Source organism: Kitasatospora sp. NPDC086791, assembly GCF_040685975.1.
Taxonomy (GTDB): domain Bacteria; phylum Actinomycetota; class Actinomycetes; order Streptomycetales; family Streptomycetaceae; genus Kitasatospora.
Window position 1 is genome coordinate 130,192 of record NZ_JBFBOC010000001.1, and the last position, 16,557, is coordinate 146,748.

A 16,557-nucleotide genomic window follows, 5' to 3' on the forward strand; every position below is an offset into this window, starting at 1 on the left:
GGTGCTCAGCGGCGCTCAGCGGCGCTCAGCGGTGCTCAGCGGTGCTCAGCGGTTCTGCCGTCGGACGTTCCCCAGTCCCATCAGCAGGAACACCAGGGCGACCGCCGCACCGCTGACCCCGGCCAGCACCACGCGCGGGCCGACCCCGCCCCCGCCCGACAGCAGGATCGCCATCGCGCCGAGCGAGGCGACGGCCGCGCCGACCACCAGCCAGCCGGCGAGGGCGAGGGCCAGCGGGCGGCCGGTGCGCGGTGCCGGGCCGACGTCCAGCGCGGCCCACCGCGCCGCCGTCTCCCGCACCTCCCGCCGGCGGTCCCGGAGCGCCTGCACCCGCAGCGCCGCGCCGCCGACCAGGCCGGCGAGAGCGATCTGCGCGGCGGGCCGCCAGTCCGGTACGACGAGCAGCAGTCCGCCCGCCAGGGCGAGCGCCGCCCACCACATCACGCAGGCCGCCGCGGCGGTCCGGGTGGAGCGGGGGCGGTCGGCGCCGGCCTGGAGGTCGGCGATGGCGGGCAGGTACCAGACACAGCCGCTCGCGGTGAGGGCAGCGGTGCCGATGGCGAGAACGGTGTGGTTCACGACCCGGCCTTCCTGGTCACGAAGGGGTGAGGGAACGGTGCGCAGCGGACTGGGGGGCCGTCCCCGCCCGCCCTGGGGCAGCGGTGCGGGCGGGGACGGCGTTCGGGGGGCGGCCTCAGCCGCCCGAGGGGGGCGCCTCGCCGGACGAGCCGGACGCGCCGGCCGCGCCGGACGACGCGGTCGGGGCGGCGGCGGGGGCCGAGGCCACCCGTGCCCGGTCCGCCCGGCTCAGCGGCCGGTCGTACTTCACCGGCTCCACGTCGCCCAGGTGCTTGGCGGGCTTGCCGCTGTGCACCAGCACGTCGCGGGCCGCGATGTCCGGGTGGTGCAGGTCGAAGGCCGGGGATTCCGAACGGATCCGCGGCAGCTTGGCGAAGTTGTGCCGGGGCGGCGGGCAGGAGGTGGCCCACTCCAGCGAGCGGCCCCAGCCCCACGGGTCGTCCTCGGTGACCTTCTCGCCGTACTTGGCGGTCTTCCAGACGTTGTAGAGGAACGGCAGGATCGACAGGCCGAGCAGGAACGAACCGATGGTCGAGACGGTGTTCAGGGTGGTGAAGCCGTCCGAGGCCAGGTAGTCCGCGTACCGGCGGGGCATGCCCGCGGCGCCCAGCCAGTGCTGCACCAGGAACGTCGAGTGGAAACCGACGGTGAGGGTCCAGAAGGTGATCTTGCCGAGGCGCTCGTCGAGCCGCTTGCCGGTCATCTTCGGCCACCAGAAGTGGAAGCCGGCGAACATCGCGTACACCACGGTGCCGAACAGCGTGTAGTGGAAGTGGGCGACGACGAAGTACGAGTCCGAGACGTGGAAGTCGATCGGCGGCGCGGCGAGCAGCACACCGGTCAGACCGCCGAACAGGAAGGTGACCAGGAAGCCGACCGTCCAGAGCATCGGGGTCTCGAAGCTCAGTGAGCCCTTCCACATGGTGCCGACCCAGTTGAAGAACTTCACGCCCGTCGGCACCGCGATCAGGAAGGTCATGAAGGAGAAGAACGGCAGCAGCACCTGCCCGGTGACGTACATGTGGTGCGCCCACACCGTCACCGACAGGCCCGCGATGGCCACCGTCGCGGCGATCAGGCCCGCGTAGCCGAACATCGGCTTGCGGCTGAACACCGGGATGATCTCCGACACGATGCCGAAGAACGGCAGTGCCAGGATGTACACCTCGGGATGCCCGAAGAACCAGAACAGGTGTTGCCAGAGCATCGCCCCGCCGTTGGCCGGGTCGAACACGTGGGCACCGAACTTGCGGTCGGCCTCCAGGGCCAGCAGCGCGGCGGCCAGGACCGGGAAGACCAGCAGCACCAGCACCGAGGTCAGCAGGACGTTCCAGCAGAAGATGGACATCCGGAACATCGTCATGCCCGGGGCGCGCATGCAGATGATGGTGGTGATGAAGTTGACGGCGCCGAAGATGCTGCCGAAGCCGGAGAGCGTCACGCCCATGATCCACATGTCCGAGCCGACGCTGGGCGAGTGGACGGCGTCGGACAGCGGCGCGTAGAGGAACCAGCCGAAGTCGGCGGCACCCTGCGGGGTGGCGAAACCGGCGGCGGCGATCAGCGAGCCGAACATGAACAGCCAGAAGGACAGCATGTTCAGCCGCGGGAAGGCCACGTCCGGCGCGCCGATCTGCAGCGGCATGATCCAGTTCGCGAAGCCGGTGAACAGCGGCATCGCGAACAGCAGCAGCATCACCGAACCGTGCATGGTGAAAGCCTGGTTGAACTGCTCGTTGGAGAGGATCTGCGTCCCCGGACGGGCGAGCTCGGCGCGCATGACCAGGGCGAGGATGCCGCCGATCAGGAAGAACGCGAAGGACGACACCAGGTACATGGTGCCGATCGTCTTGTGATCGGTGGTGGTCAACAGCCTGACCAGGGCCGAACCGGGCCTCCTGGCCCGAACCGCCGCGGCCGGTACGGCCGTCGGCGGTCGCGTGGGGTCGCCCTGTGCCTGGATGGCGCTCAAGGACCCACTCCTTAGGAACGTCGTACGAATGATTGGCGATCCATGATCCGAACAGGCCGCCGTCCCGCCCCAGGGCCCTTGGACCCGCCCGGCCGGGGTCCCTGGGCCCGAGTTCCCGGCGCCGGACCGGGACTTCCCGACCGGGACCCGGCCCGCGGGCCGACCGGCGGGCCGCCCCTCTCCGACCTCCTCCCCCGGGCCCTCCGGCCGTCGCCGCCGTCCGCTCGGGCCGGGCTCGCCCGGCTGCGGAGACCCGGTCGAGAAGCGCCGGAACGCCGGCCACCCGACGCACCCGGACCTTCGGCCGACGAAGGGCCGTACGCCACCCGCGAATCGGCTCCCGCCACCGTGGCGCACCCCGCCCGACCTGCCGGAACGCCGTCCGCGCACCGGCGCGGACCACCGCGTCGCGCCGGGGCCCGGAGGGCCGGGTCGTGAGGGTGGCGGGCGGGAACCCGCCCGATTCCGTGCCCTTCAGCGCCGATCGGACGTCAAGTAGCCTGCGCGCACCGACGCACCGCAACCGGACCGCCGCCGCACCCCTGGCCCGGAACACCCGCACGCCCGCACGCCCCCGCACCCGCACCGCCCGCGCCCCGTACGCCCCGCACAGCGGAGGACGACCGAAGGACGGCCCCATGCCCTGCCCACTCTGCGCCCAACCCGCCGCCACGACCGACCAGTTCTGCCCCTCCTGCGGTACTTCCCGGACCGCCGCCCTCGACCCGGCGGCCGAGGAGCGCAAGCTGGTCACGGTGGTCTTCTGCGACCTGGTCGACTCCACCGCGCTGGCCGCCGCGCTCGACCCGGAGACGCTGCGCGAGGTGATCCTGCGCTACTTCGAGCGGATGCACCACCGGATCGAGGCGCACGGCGGCACCCTGGAGAAGTTCATCGGCGACGCCGTGATGGCCGTCTTCGGCGTGCCGGTGATCCGCGAGGACGACGCCCACCGGGCGCTGGCCGCCGCGCTCGCCATGCTGGAGGACCTGGAGGACCTCAACACCGAGCTGGACGCCACCCTCGGGGTCCGCCTGGACGTTCGGATCGGCGTCAACACCGGCCAGGTGGTGGCGGGTTCGGACGCCTCGGCGCGGCAGGCGCTGATCTCCGGCGAGACCGTGAACATCGCCGCCCGGCTGCAGACCCGGGCCGCCCCCGGCCAGGTGCTGATCGGCCCGCAGACGCTGCGCGCGGCCGGCCCGGCCGCCCAGGTGGACGAGGTCGGCCCGCTGCGGCTGAAGGGCAAGGCCGAGCCGGTCACCGCCTACCGGCTGGTCGGCCTGGACGAGGACGACCCGGAGCTGCTGCGCCGCTTCGACGTCCCGCTGGTCGGCCGGGAGCGCGAACTGGCCGCACTGGACGCCGCGTTGGCCCGGGTCGCGGGTGGCTCGGGGGCCGAACTGCTGCTGGTGGCGGGCGAGGCAGGGATCGGCAAGACCCGCCTGGTGCGCGACTGGCGCGAGCGGGTGGGCCGGCGCAGCGCGCGCTGCGGCACCGCCCGCTGCCGCAGCTTCGGCGAGCAGGGCGTGCTGGCGCCGCTCGCCGAGGCCGTGCGCACCCTGCTGGACGAGCCCGAGGGCGCGGCCCCGGCCGAGGCACTGGCCCGGCTGGACGAGGCGACCGCCCCGGGCCTCGACGCCGGGCGGTCGCTGGAGCTGCTGGCCGCGATCCTGCGCGGCCGCACCATGGAGCGCCCCGCCGTCCTCGTCCTGGACGACTGCCAGTGGGCCGGGCCGGCCCTGCTGGACGCCACCGAGCGACTGGCCGAGGCGCTCGGCACGGCCCCCGTGCTGCTGCTCTGCCTGGCCCGCCCCGAGCTCCGGGCCGCCCGCCCGGAGCTGCCGACGCTGCCGGTCGGCGGCCTGTCCTGGGACGAATCGGCCCTGCTGGCCGCCCAGTTGACCGAGCTGAGCGCCCACCAGGACGCGGTGCCCACCCGGCTGCTGCAGCGCGCCGAGGGCAACCCGCTGCACCTGGAGGAGCTGCTGGCCGCCCTCACCGAGGCCGAGGGCCCCGCCCCGGCCGACGAACTCCCGCCCGCCGGACGGGCGTTGCTCAGCGCCCAGATCGACGGGCTGGAGCGCGACGAGCGCGCCACGCTGGACCTCGCCGCCGTCCTCGGCCGCGCCTTCACCCCCGCCGAGCTGGCCGAACTCGCCCACGGCGGCAGCGATCAGGACGCCTTCGCCGAGCCCGAGGACGACGTCTTCACCGGCCCGATCGACGGTCTGCCGACCGGCCCGCCGGCCGCGGGCGACGACGCCCCGCCCCGGCTGCACGCCGCGCTGGCCCGGCTGGCCGAGCGCCGGCTGGTCGAACCGACCGGCACCGGCTACCGGTTCGGCAGCGGTCTGGTCCAGGAGTCGGTCTACCAGTCCATGTCCAAGCGGGCCCGCGCCGAGCGGCACGAACGGGCCGCCGAGCTGCCGGCCGTCCGCTCCGCCGGGCCCGCCGTCGTCGGCGGCCACCTGGAGCGCGCCCACCGCTACCGGCTGGAACTCGGCCTGCTGGACGCCCGCACCGACACCCTGCGCACCCGCGCGGCCGCCGCCCTCGGCGCGGCCGGGGCCGACGCCCTGGCCGGTGCCGACCTGCCCGCCGCCGCCGACCTGCTGGAGCGGGCCGTCCGGCTGCACTACCCCAACGAGCGCGGCACCGGCCCGGTGCTGCGCCGCCTCGGCGAGGCCCGCCTCGCGCTCGGCCGCGCCGACGAGGCCCTGCCCGTCCTCGTCCAGGTGCGCGACGCGGCCGCCGACCCGCTGGACGCCGCGCACGCCCGGCTCGCCCTGGCCGCCCGCGGCCTGCCGCCCGGCCGGGACCAGCCCGCCGCCACCGCCCGTGCCGTGCTGCCGCTGTTCGCCGACACCGGGGACGACCTCGGCCGGGCCCGCGCCCTGCTGCGGCTGGCGGAGGAGCACCTGCTGGCGGGCCGGCACACCGAGGCCGATCAGCTGCTGGACCAGGCGCTCGACCGGGTCTCCCGCACCGACGCCGAGTTGGACCGGGCCGCCGTGTTGGCCGCGCTGGCCGCCTCGCTGCTGGCCGGCCCCGAGCCCGTCCCGCACGCCACCTTCCGGCTGCGGGCGCTGCTCGCCGAGCACGGCACCGGCCGCCGGACCGCCCGGGTCGCGCTGAACGGCCCGCTGGCCGTCCTGCTGGCGCTGCGCGACCGCCCCGAGGAGGCCGAGCTGCTGCTCGCCGAGGCCAACGGCCTGGCCGGGGAGCTGTCGCTGGCCGAGGCGATGGTCGCGCTGCCCGCGCTGACCGCCCAGGCGGCCGCCGCCACCGGCCGGTTCGACCAGGCCCTGGACCTGCTGGCCGACGCCGCCGAGATCGCCCGCCACCAGGGCGCCGCCGCTCCGCTGCCGCGCCTCGCCCTCACCACCGCCCGGGTCCTGCTGGACACCGACCGCCCGGCCAGGGCCGCCCAGCACCTGGACGGCGCGGACGCGGCCGCCGCGCTGCCGCCGGTGCTCGCGATCGAGCTGGACGCGCTGCGCGGCCGGCTCGCCGCCGCCCGGGGCGAGGCCCGGCCCGCGCTGGAGCTGACCGCGGCCGCCCTGGGCGCCGCCGAGGCCACCGAGTCGCTGCTGCTCCAGGCGCTCACCGCGCTCGACCGGGCGCACGCCCTGCTGCTGCTCGACCGCCCCGCCGAGGCCGCCGAGGCCGCCGCCACCGCCCGGGGCCGCTTCGCCGCCAAGGGCCACCTGCCCGGCGTGCGGCGGGCCGAGCGGCTCGGGGGCAACGGATGAGCGGCCCGACCCGCCTCACCTGGAGCCTGCGCGACCGCACCCCCGCCGACCTCCCGGTGCTGGCCGACGTCCTCGGGCCCGACCTCCTCGGGGCCGTCGGGGCGGGCGCGGCCGGCCCCGGCGCGGTCGATGCCGGGGCTCTCGGGGCCGACGACGCGGGCACCGGCAAGGGCGTACGGGTCTGCGTGGTCGACTCCGGCGTCGAGCCGGACCACCCGCTGGTCGGCCCGCTGCAGGGCTCCTGGGCGGTGGTCAAGGACCCGGTCACCCGGGAACCGACCGTCCGCCCGGACACCGCCGGCGACACCTGCGGCCACGGCACCGCCTGCGCGGGCATCATCCGCCGCACCGCCCCGGACTGCGAGCTCTACAGCGTCCGGGTGCTCGGCGAGCGCTTCACCGGCACCGGCGACATGCTGATCGCCGGGCTGCGCTGGGCCGTCCGGCAGGGCTTCGACGTCGTCAACCTCAGCCTCTCCACCACCCGGACCCGCTTCCTGGAGGAGCTGCACGCGATCGCCGACGACGCCGCCTTCGCCCGCACCGCGATCGTCGCCGCCGCCCACAACACCCCGGTGGAGAGCTACCCGTGGCGGTTCTCCTCGGTCATCTCGGTGGGCAGCCACCAGGAGGACGACCCGGCCCTGCACCTGTACAACCCGGAGCCGCCGGTCGAGTTCTTCGCCCCCGGTCAGAACGTCCGGGTGCCCTGGCTCGGCGGCGCCACCATCCGCACCACCGGCAACAGCTTCGCCACCCCGTACGTGGCTGGGCTCTGCGCCCGCATCCTGTCCCGGCGGCCGAGGCTGACCACCTTCCAGTTGAAGAGCGCGCTCTACCTCACCGCGGCCAACGTCCGGGTCCCGACCACCCCCGCCCCGGAGGCGCCCGATGACGCTGAGCACTGACCCCGCCCTCGACCCGCCGGCCCGCGAGCTGCTGCAGTCCGTGGTGGACGTCGCCCGGGCGATCTTCGGCGCCCAGGCCGGTTCGGTCTGCCTGCTCGACGAGTCGGCCGGGGAGCTGGTCTTCCAGGCCGTCTCCGGGCGCGGCGAGGCGTCCCTGGTCGGCCGCCGCTTCCCGGCCGGCCGGGGCATCGCGGGCTGGGTCGCGGCGTCGGGCGAGCCGATGGTGGTCGACGACCTGGGCGCCGACCGCACCTTCGACCGGGACTTCGCCGAGTCCACCGCCTACGTCCCGCAGGCCCTGATGGCCGCGCCGCTCACCCACGGCGGCCGGGTCCTCGGCGTCCTGGAGGTGCTGGACCCGGCCCCGCAGGCCCGCGCGAGCCTGCCCGAGCTGGACCTGCTGGCCATGTTCGCCCGTCAGGCCGCCGCCGCCCTGCGGGTGATCGCCGACCGCGCCCCCGCCCCGCGGCCGGCCCCCGACCGCGCCGCCGCCCTCGGCCTGCTCGCCGACCTGGAGGAGCTGCTGCGCCGCTAGCGCCCGTCTTCGAACCCTCGCCTGCGGGCGGGCCCTGGAACCCCGTCGCCGGACCACCAACGGATCACCCGTCACGCCCCGGGAGATCGCGCAGGACCGAGATGACGCCCAGGCCCGCCGCGCAGACCGGCACGGCGAGCAGGGCGCCGATGATCCCGGCGATGCCGGAGCCGGCCACCACGGCGACCATGATGGTCGCCGGGTGCAGCTCGACGGTGCGGCTCTGGATGACCGGCTGCAGGACGTTGCCCTCGATCATCTGGACGGTGACCACCACGCCGAGGGCCCAGAGCGCCGTGCCGAGGCCGCCGTCGGCGAGGGCGACCAGGACCGCCACCGTGCCGGACAGGAAGGCCCCGACGAAGGGGATGTAGGCGCCCATGAAGACCAGCGCGCCGAGCCCGGGAGCGCCCGGCACGCCGAGGGCGAGCAGGCCGATGGTGATGAAGGCCGCGTCGATCAGGGCGATCAGGGTGGTGCCGCGCATGAAGCCGGCCATCGCCTCGAAGGCCCGCTCGGCGCAGGCGATGACGATCTCGGCGCTGCGGCCGGGCAGGGTGGAGCGGATGGCGTCGCCGGTGCGGTGCCCGTCGCGGAGGAAGAAGAAGACCAGCGCGAGCGCCAGCACCCCGCCGGTGGCCAGCTGGGTGAGCAGGCCGAGTCCGGACAGCACGCTGTTCGTCAGGGTCGAGACCAGCGAGTTCGTCTCGCCCTTGGCGTTGTTCAGCGCGTGCTGGATCTTCTGCCCGAGCGGGCCCAGCCACTGCTCCAGCCGGCGCCCGGCCGCGGGCAGCGCCTCGGCGATCTGCGGGGCGCTGTGCACCAGGGAGTTGACCAGCAGGGCGATCACCCCGCCGCCCGCGACCACCAGGACCGTGCAGGTCAGTCCGGCGGCCAGGCCCCGCCCGACACCGCGCCGCACCAGCCAGGGCACCACCGGGTAAAGCAGCGAGGCCCCGAGCAGCGCCAGGATGAAGGGCACGGTGGCGGCCCGCAGTTCGACCAGCGCGAAGACCACCAGCGAGGCGACGGCGATCAGCAGGATCACCGCCGCCGACCAGGCCGCCGCCTGCCGCAGCGCGGGCGGCAGCATCCGGTACGGCCGGCGGTGGTCGGGCCGCGGCCGGCCGCCGGGCGGGCGCTCCACGGTCAAGGCCACCTCCGCCGGGATCGTCGATGAGTCCGAACCGATCCAGCTCAGCAGAGAACGTGACGGTCCGCCCGTCGTGCGACCGGCCGGGCCGGGACGCCCCGGCGCCGGGCTGTCCCCGGTCCGGGCGGGGGCCCGGGGCGGCCCGCGGCGGCCGCGGCCGGTGGTACGGCCGCCGGCCCCGCTCGTCACGGACGGTCAGCAGCCCCCGCGCGAGCCGCCCCGGCACGGCTCCGGTGCCGTCACCGGCGGCCGTCCAGCACCGAGCGCAGCACGCCGATCCGGTTGGTGGTGATGGAGGCGACCCCGGTGTCGCACAGCCGGCGCATGGTGCGGCGCAGGTCGGCGGTCCAGGTGGAGACGTCCAGCCCGGCGTCCGCGGCGGCGGCCGTGAACGCGGGGGTGACCAGGCCGAACGGCGGGTTGAGGTAGCGCGGGCGCAGGTCGTCCAGCAGGGTGCGGACGGGCATCCGCGGCTGCTTCCAGGTGAGCGCGATCTCGGCGTCCGGGGTCAGCTCGCGCACGGCGAGCATCGCGGTGACGGGGCCGCAGAAGGCGACGTGCCGCTCGGCCCCGAGTGCGGTGACCGCGGACCAGGTGGCGGCGGCCGGCCCGGGCTCGTCCAGGTCGATCAGCAGCGTGCGGCCCTCGACGGCCGTCACCGCCTTGATCGCCTCGGCCAGTGTGGGGACGGCGAGCGGGCCCTGCCGCAGCTCGTCCAGCTGTTCGGCGGTGACCCGGTCGATCGGGCGCGGGTCGCCCCAGAGCCGTTCCAGGGTGCGGTCGTGCAGCAGGACGGGCACCTTGTCCCGGGTGAGCTGGACGTCCACCTCGACGGCGTCGGCGCCGGCGGACAGCGCGGACTCGACCGAGGGCAGGGTGTTCTCGCGGTGGCGGTACGGGTCGCCGCGGTGGGCGACGGCCCGTACCCGGGGGCTGTGGTGGGTGCTCATCGGATCCTCCCCGCGAGCCAGGGGGTGAGGTCGTGGACGCCGACGTGCTCGCGGTGACTCGGCTCCCCGGGGACGGTGACGATCAACGTGCTGGACGGCGGGAAGGTGCGCACCCTCAGGTGCACCAGGCCGGACCAGAGCGCGTTCAGGAAACCCGGGACGCGGTCGCGGTCGACGTCGAAGGCGATGCCCTCGACCGTCACCGTGACCTCGTCGTGGGTGAACAGCCGGACGACGACCGCCGGGCTGCCGTCGAACTCCAGCAGCGCCTCGTGCGGGAGCCCGGCGGACTCCTCGCCCGGGCCGACCAGGCCGGCGAAGGTCCGGTCGTGGCCGATGTCGTGCTGGGCGCGGACGGTCCGGCCGTGCCGGTCCGCCACCGCCTCGATCGCCCGTACGGCGCTCTGGGTGGTCGGCAGGTGCGGAGGTGGCATCCGGGCCTCTCGTTCGGTTCCGGGCCCGGTCGGCGTTCCGGGACCGGTCGGCGTTCCGGGACCGGTCGGGTTTCCGGGCGTGGTCGGCGGGCGTCAGCGCCGCTCGATCATCACATTGGTGGACTTGATGACCGCCGTGGCGGGTGCGCCGGGGACCAGGTTCAGCTCCTCCGCCGACTCCCGGCTGATCAGCGACACCACCCGGAACGGCCCGGCCTGGATCTCCACCTGCGCGGCCACGTCGCCGAGCACCACGCCGGTGACGATCCCCGGGAAGCGGTTGCGGGCCGAGGACGGGCGGCCCTCGGCCTCGGCGTTCTCCGGCCGCGCCAGCTCGCGGGCGAAGGCGGCGAGCTCGGCGCCGGGGATGATCCGGTGCCCGTGCTCGTCCCGCGCGGCGGCGAGCCGCCCGGCGTCCACCCAGCGCCGCATGGTGTCGGCGCTGACGCCGAGCAGTGCCGCGGCCTCGCCGATGCGGTACGGGTTGGCCGGCGCCTCGGGCTGGCCCATGAGCGACTCCTGACGGTGGTTCGAGGGACAGGGTCCTGGCAGTGCGCGCCCCCGCCGCCATCCTGCCGTACCGGGTGCGGCGAGGGGAAAGCGAGGGCTGCCGCGGACGGCGCGGACGGCTACGGCTCGCCGAAGAGGTCCCGCCGCACCGCGTCCCCGGCGGTCAGCACCGCCCCGGCGAGCACCGCGCCGCCGCCCGCCGTGCCGGCCCGCACCTCGGTGCTCAGCGGGGAGAGCCGGGCCAGTCGGCGCTCCACCCGGCGGGCCAGCGCGGCGCCGCCGGCCCGGCCGATCTCCCCGCCGAGCACCACGCAGCCGGGGTCGAGCACGACGCAGACGCTGGCCGCGCCGATGGCGATCCGCTCGGCCAGCTCGTCCAGGAAGCGTCCACCCGCCTCCGCTGCCTCGCCCTCGGGCCCTTCCGCCTCCGCCCCGGCCGCCGCGACCGTCTGGACCGCCGCCCGGACGGCGGCCTCGGCGGCGGGGGCGTCCCCGGCGGCGCCGGCCGGCAGCCCGTGCTCGCGGGCCAGCGCGCAGACCGCCACGCTGCCGACCAGGTCGTGGAAGCCGCCCTCGCAGCTGTCGGCACGGGGCAGTCCGACGGTGCCGGGGACGGGCAGGAAGCAGATCTCGCCGGTGCCGCCGGAGAAGCCGCGGCGCAGCCGTCCGTCCAGGATGACGGCGGCGCCGACGCTGTGGCCGAGCCACAGGAGCACGAAGGTGTCGCGGTCGCGCGCGGCGCCGACCCGGTACTCGGCCCGCCCGGCCAGGTTGACCTCGTTCTCCAGGATCACCTCGGTGCCGGGCAACTCCTCCAGGGCGGCGAGGAGTTCGGCGTGCCAGCCGGGGAGCTTGCCGGTGCTCTGCAGCCGCCCGGTGGCGGGGTCGACCAGACCGGGGGCGCCGACCGCGACGGTGTGCAGCCGCTCGACGCCGGCGCCGCGCGCGGTCTCCAGCAGGGTGGCGGTGATCGCCGCGGCGGCCTCGGGCCCGCCGTCCTCCTCGACCGTGACCTCGGCGGTGGCGAGGACGCGGCCGGCGAGGTCGGCGACGACCAGGCTGACGCCGCCCGCGCGGACGTCGAAGGCGGCGAGGTGCGCCCGGGAGGCGACCAGCGCGTAGACCCGGGCGTTCGGGCCGCGCCGCTGTTCGCCGCGTTCGCCGACGACGGCCACCAGGCCGGTGCGTTGGAGACGTTCGAGCAGGTCGGCGACGGTCGGCCGGGAGAGGCCGGTGAGGCCGCGCAGCTCGGTCGCGGTCAGGGGGCCCTGTTCGAGCAGGAGGTTGAGCGCCAGCCGGTCGTTGATCGCCCGGGCGGTGCTCGGCGTGGCCGTACGCACGGTGGTCATGGCCGATCATCCTTCCAGAGTATTTTTATCAGGGTCCCTTCCTGATAGTTTATCGAACCATCCGGACGAGCGGCGTGCCGCTCGGGCCGCACGCACCTGCGCTCGACCCGCCAGCAAGGCCACCCACAGGGCACGGTCGCGCCCGCACCGCGCGACCGGGAGGGAACGCCGATGACCCGCACCACCGCACCACCACCGGAACCGCTGACCGCCCCGCGCCGGGCCCGGGCGAGCATCGCCTTGGTCTTCGGCGTGCACGGCGCCGTCGGCGGCAGCTTCGTCACCCGCATCCCCTGGCTCCAGGACCGCCTCGACCTGTCCACCGGACAGCTCGGACTGGCCCTGGTCATGCCCGCCGTCGGCTCCTCCCTCGCCATGCCGCTGGCCGGCCGCTTCGTCCACCGCTACGGCGGCCGCGCGGCGGTGCGCGGCCTGATCGCGCTCTGGTGCCTGACCCTCGCCCTGCCCGCGCTCGCCCCCTCCCTGCCGGTGCTGTGCGCGGCGCTCCTGGTGTACGGGGCCACCGCCGGGATGGCGGACGTCGCGATGAACGCGCAGGGCGTGGAGATCGAGGAACGGCTCGGCCGCTCGATCATGTCCGGCCTGCACGGGATGTGGAGCGCCGGCGGCCTGCTGGCCTCCGGCTTCGGCATCCTCGCCGCCCACCTCGACCTCGACGCCCGGCTGCAGCTGGCCGTCACCGCGCTGGTGCTGCTCGCCCTCGCCCAGCCGGTCTGCCGCGGCCTGCCCGACCTGCGGGCACCCGAGGGCGCGGAGGAGCCGCCGCGGTTCGCGCTGCCGCCGCGCAGTTCGCTGGTGATCGGGCTGGTCGGCTTCTGCGCGGTCTTCGCCGAAGGCGCCTCGATGGACTGGAGCGGCGTCTACCTGCGGGACGTCACCGGTGCCTCGGCCACCGTCGCCGCCGCCTCCTACACCGCCTTCTCGCTCACCATGGCGGTCAGCCGCCTCGCCGGGGACGTCGCGATCCGTCGCCTCGGCGCCGTCCGCACCACCCGGCTCGGGGGCGCCGTCGCCACCCTCGGCGGCCTGCTGGTGGTCGCCGCCGACCGCCCGGCGCTGGCCATCCCCGGCTTCGCACTGATCGGCGTCGGCATCGCGGTCATCGTCCCGCTCGCCTTCGCCGCCGCCGGCCGGATCGGCAGCAACGCCAGCCAGGCCATCGCGGGCGTCGCCACCGTGACGTACACCTCCAGCCTGATCGCCCCCGCGGTCATCGGCGCCCTCGCCCAGGCCACCTCACTGACCGTCTCCTTCGGCCTGGTCACCGCCCTCGCCTTCGCACTGCTGCTGAGCGCCGGAGCACTGCGGCTGGCCGAACGGAATCCCACCGGCGAAACCGTGACCGCACCGGAATCGAAAAAGCCTTCCGGAAAAGATCTCTCCACGATATGATCGTGAATTACCGAGGGAATTCCCCGCTAATCTTCCGACCGCCGGGCGCAGCCGCGCCCGGCGGTTTTCGCGATCCGCGAGAGGGATTCCCGTGTGCTACGACCCGGACGCCGCCCCGCCCGCCTTCTCCCCCGCCCGCCGGCCCCTGGCCGAGGCCGCACCACTCACCCTGACCTCGGCGGACGGCACCGAATTCGGCGCCTTCCTGGCCCGCCCCGACGTCGCCACCGGGGTCGGCGTCCTCGTCCTGCCGGACAACAAGGGCCTTTCCCCGTTCTACCGGCAGGTCGCCGCCCGGCTCGCCGAACAGGGCCATCCGGCACTCGTCCCGGACTATTACGGCCGGACCGCGGGCGCCGCCCCCGGAAACCGGCCGCCGGAATTCGGCGAGCTGCCGAACCTGCTCCCCCACCTGCTCGCGCTCACCCCGGAGGGGCTGGACGCCGACCTCACGGCCGCGCTGGACCGGCTGCGCGCCGCCGGAGCGGCCGAGGTGGTCGCGCTCGGCTTCTGCTTCGGCGGCCGCCAGGCCTTCCGCGCCGCCGCGCCCCGCTTCGGCCTGTCCGGCGCGGTCGGCTACTACGGCTACCCCGACGCCATCAACGGCGCCCCGGGGCCGACCCAGCTCGCGGCCGGCCTCACCGCCCCGGTCCTCGCCTTCTGGGGCGGCGCCGACGAGCACATCCCGCCCGCCGCCGTCGACGCCTTCGACGCGGCACTCACCGGGGCCGGCTGCCCGCACGAGTTCGTCACCTATCCGGGCGCACCGCACAACTTCTTCGAACTCTCCGCGACCGAACACTCCGGCGCGGCCCGGGACTCCTGGCACCGCCTGCTGGCCTTCCTCGCCGGGCCGCGCTGACCCACCCACCGACCGCCGGGCCCGCCCACCGGGCGGCTCCCGGCCCCGGTTAGGCTCGGGCGGGTGTCCGAGCCCGATGCCGCCCCCGCACCCCCCGCACCCCCCGCCGCGCCGCGTTCGCCCTGGTGGCGACCGGCGCTGCTGCTCGTGCTGCTCGGCACGGCGGCCGGGTCGCTGCTGCTGTGGAACCCGACCGAGCTGCTGTCCGGCGGGCTCGCGGACCGGCTGCCCGGGTACTGGTTCGGGCCGCTGTTCGCCCTGGTCTACGCGGTGGGGACGCTCGCCTTCGTGCCCCGGCCGGCGCTGAACGCGGCGGCCGGGCTGCTGCTCGGCGTCCAGCAGGGCGTCGCGCTGGCGGTGCTCGGCACCACGCTGGGCGCCGCCTTGGCCTTCGGGCTCGGCCGGGGGCTCGGCCGGGACGCGCTGCGCCCGTACCTGCGCGGGAAGGTGCTCGGCGCCCTGGACCGGCGGTTCACCGAGCAGGGGTTCCGCAGCGTGCTGGTGCTGCGACTGCTGCCCGGCATGCCGTTCCAGGCGGTCAACTACGGCGCCGCCTTCTCCGGCACCCGCGCCCTGCCCTTCGTCCTCGCCACCGCGATCGGCGCGGTGCCGACCACGGCCGTGTACGTGACGGCGGCGGCCAGCTCGGGCCGGCCCGGGTCGGCGGCGTTCCTGCTGTCGGCGGGCCTGATCGCGCTGCTGGGGCTGGGCAGCGCGGCCGGGCTCTGGCGGGCGGCCCGGGCCCGCCGCCGGGCGACGGCGGCCTGAGCACCCCCGCCCCCGCCGACACCGCCGTCCCGCCGCCCCGCCGTCCCGCCGCCCCGCCGGGCAACAATTCGTTCGCTCCGGTGCGGCGCCGGGCGCCAGGATGGCCCGCATGACCGAACAGAACCCGCGGGTGAGCCCGCCGATGGCCGTCGACGAGACGGCCACCCTCACCGCCTTCCTCGACTTCCACCGCAGCACCCTGGCCCGCAAGTGCGAGGGGCTGACCGACGACCAGCTGCGCCTGCGCTCCGTGCCGCCGTCCGCCCTCTCGCTGCTCGGCCTGGTCCGGCACATGGCCGAGGTGGAGCGGTTCTGGTTCCGGAGCATCCTGCTCGGCACGGAGTTCACCACCGGCCTCTACTCGACCGAGGCCGAGCCGGACGGCGACTTCGACCAGGTCGACACCGCGGACGTCGCGGCCGACTTCGCCACCTGGCGCGCCGAGATCGACGCCGCCCGCCGCGCGGCGGCCGGCCTGCCGCTCGACACCGTCGGCAAGCGGCTGCGCCACGGCCGGGAGGTGACGCTCCGCTGGATCCTCGCCCACATGGTCGAGGAGTACGCGCGACACAACGGCCACGCCGATCTGCTGCGCGAAGCGGTGGACGGTTCGACCGGCGAGTGAACCCGCGAGTGCACCCTCGGGTGAAATCGTTTCCGCATTGTTGACAGAAGGTCAATTAAGCGGTGACCGTGACCGATATGGTCTACGCGCGCAACCGTACGATGCCGCACCGCGTCTGCTCTCTTTGCCCGGGTCCGCCCGGGTTTCCGGCGCGGCACGACTCGTACGGGGGTCGCGAGCGGGCACGGGACCGGTGAACAGTGCGATACTCGGACAGTTCCGACGAGTGGATGACGTGTCAAAAAGGGCACGCGACCCCGGGGGACCAGGACGGGACGAGGCAGGGAGGCGCGGCATGGGAGCACTTCGCGACGAGCACCACAACGGGTGGCTGATGCCCTCGGGGAACTACCCGGCCGCGGTGTACGACGACGAGTGGGTGGACCAGGAGACGGCGCCGTCCGTCCCCGCGCCCGCGAAGATCGTCTCCCTGCGGCCCACGGGCTTCGAGGCGGCCCGCACGGTCGGTGAGCACATCCGGGCGAGCATCCCGGTGGTCATGGACCTGACCGAGATGGCGGAGCCCGAGGCCAAGCGCATGGTCGACTTCGCCTCCGGGCTGATCTTCGGCACCCGGGGCGGCATCGAGCGGATCGCCCGCCGGGTCTTCCTGCTCACCCCGGCCGAGGTCGAGGTCACGGTGATCGACCGGCCGCTCGACGAGACCGGCTTCTACAACCAGAGCTGAGCCGCGGCGCCGAGGGCGCCACGGCAGCCCCGACCGGGGACGGTACCCACCGTCCC

The 16,557-nt window shown here is 75.4% G+C and carries 15 protein-coding genes; 8 read left to right on the forward strand and 7 right to left on the reverse strand.

What is annotated here, in order from left to right; genetic code table 11:
* Window positions 1-45: 45 nt before the first annotated feature.
* Window positions 46-579: a hypothetical protein gene (locus AB0Q99_RS00530; protein ID WP_363566963.1), complete on the reverse strand. Its 534-nt coding sequence runs from the start codon at window positions 577-579 to the stop codon at window positions 46-48.
* 115 nt (window positions 580-694) lie between these two features.
* The gene (ctaD, locus tag AB0Q99_RS00535; RefSeq protein ID WP_363568159.1) at window positions 695-2,452 is read right to left on the reverse strand and encodes a cytochrome c oxidase subunit I; all 1,758 of its coding nucleotides are present in this window, start codon (window positions 2,450-2,452) and stop codon (window positions 695-697) included.
* 737 nt (window positions 2,453-3,189) lie between these two features.
* On the opposite strand from ctaD, the gene AB0Q99_RS00540 reads away from it, so the two are divergent.
* The 3 genes from AB0Q99_RS00540 to AB0Q99_RS00550 are packed head-to-tail and all read left to right on the forward strand — an operon-like array spanning window position 3,190 to window position 7,749.
* On the forward strand, window positions 3,190-6,306 hold the full coding sequence (locus tag AB0Q99_RS00540; protein WP_363566964.1) for an adenylate/guanylate cyclase domain-containing protein: 3,117 nt from the start codon (window positions 3,190-3,192) through the stop codon (window positions 6,304-6,306).
* The gene (locus tag AB0Q99_RS00545; RefSeq protein ID WP_363566966.1) at window positions 6,303-7,214 is read left to right on the forward strand and encodes a S8 family serine peptidase; all 912 of its coding nucleotides are present in this window, start codon (window positions 6,303-6,305) and stop codon (window positions 7,212-7,214) included. Before AB0Q99_RS00540 ends, AB0Q99_RS00545 begins: the two co-directional genes overlap by 4 nt.
* Entirely contained in the window at window positions 7,198-7,749 is a 552-nt protein-coding gene (locus AB0Q99_RS00550) for a GAF domain-containing protein (RefSeq protein ID WP_363566968.1), read from the forward strand. The genes AB0Q99_RS00545 and AB0Q99_RS00550 overlap by 17 nt, the downstream gene beginning before the upstream one ends.
* A gap of 64 nt (window positions 7,750-7,813) precedes the next feature.
* Here the strand turns inward: AB0Q99_RS00550 and AB0Q99_RS00555 are convergent, their stop codons facing one another.
* The 5 genes from AB0Q99_RS00555 to AB0Q99_RS00575 form a co-directional block, all read right to left on the reverse strand.
* Entirely contained in the window at window positions 7,814-8,896 is a 1,083-nt protein-coding gene (locus AB0Q99_RS00555) for an AI-2E family transporter (protein WP_363568161.1), read from the reverse strand.
* 245 nt (window positions 8,897-9,141) lie between these two features.
* Complete coding sequence (locus tag AB0Q99_RS00560) at window positions 9,142-9,852, reverse strand: glycerophosphodiester phosphodiesterase (protein WP_363566970.1); 711 nt, start codon at window positions 9,850-9,852, stop codon at window positions 9,142-9,144.
* Window positions 9,849-10,286, reverse strand: a complete 438-nt coding sequence (locus tag AB0Q99_RS00565; protein WP_363566972.1) for a hypothetical protein — start codon at window positions 10,284-10,286, stop codon at window positions 9,849-9,851. Before AB0Q99_RS00565 ends, AB0Q99_RS00560 begins: the two co-directional genes overlap by 4 nt.
* A gap of 93 nt (window positions 10,287-10,379) precedes the next feature.
* Window positions 10,380-10,796: a helix-turn-helix transcriptional regulator gene (locus tag AB0Q99_RS00570; protein WP_363566973.1), complete on the reverse strand. Its 417-nt coding sequence runs from the start codon at window positions 10,794-10,796 to the stop codon at window positions 10,380-10,382.
* Window positions 10,797-10,915: 119 nt separating this feature from the next.
* Window positions 10,916-12,145 carry an ROK family transcriptional regulator gene (locus AB0Q99_RS00575; protein ID WP_363566975.1) on the reverse strand — a complete coding sequence of 410 codons (1,230 nt, stop codon included), beginning with the start codon at window positions 12,143-12,145 and terminating at the stop codon, window positions 10,916-10,918.
* Between the two features lie 171 nt (window positions 12,146-12,316).
* On the opposite strand from AB0Q99_RS00575, the gene AB0Q99_RS00580 reads away from it, so the two are divergent.
* The 5 genes from AB0Q99_RS00580 (at window position 12,317) to AB0Q99_RS00600 (ending at window position 16,501) form a co-directional block, all read left to right on the forward strand.
* Window positions 12,317-13,558 carry an MFS transporter gene (locus AB0Q99_RS00580; protein ID WP_363566977.1) on the forward strand — a complete coding sequence of 414 codons (1,242 nt, stop codon included), beginning with the start codon at window positions 12,317-12,319 and terminating at the stop codon, window positions 13,556-13,558.
* Window positions 13,559-13,649: 91 nt separating this feature from the next.
* Window positions 13,650-14,420, forward strand: a complete 771-nt coding sequence (locus AB0Q99_RS00585) for a dienelactone hydrolase family protein (RefSeq protein WP_363566979.1) — start codon at window positions 13,650-13,652, stop codon at window positions 14,418-14,420.
* Between the two features lie 63 nt (window positions 14,421-14,483).
* Window positions 14,484-15,188 carry a VTT domain-containing protein gene (locus AB0Q99_RS00590; protein WP_363566981.1) on the forward strand — a complete coding sequence of 235 codons (705 nt, stop codon included), beginning with the start codon at window positions 14,484-14,486 and terminating at the stop codon, window positions 15,186-15,188.
* Between the two features lie 142 nt (window positions 15,189-15,330).
* Window positions 15,331-15,813 carry a DinB family protein gene (locus AB0Q99_RS00595; RefSeq protein ID WP_363568163.1) on the forward strand — a complete coding sequence of 161 codons (483 nt, stop codon included), beginning with the start codon at window positions 15,331-15,333 and terminating at the stop codon, window positions 15,811-15,813.
* A gap of 295 nt (window positions 15,814-16,108) precedes the next feature.
* Window positions 16,109-16,501, forward strand: a complete 393-nt coding sequence (locus AB0Q99_RS00600; protein ID WP_363566983.1) for a cell division protein SepF — start codon at window positions 16,109-16,111, stop codon at window positions 16,499-16,501.
* The last annotated feature ends 56 nt before the right edge of the window (window positions 16,502-16,557 follow it).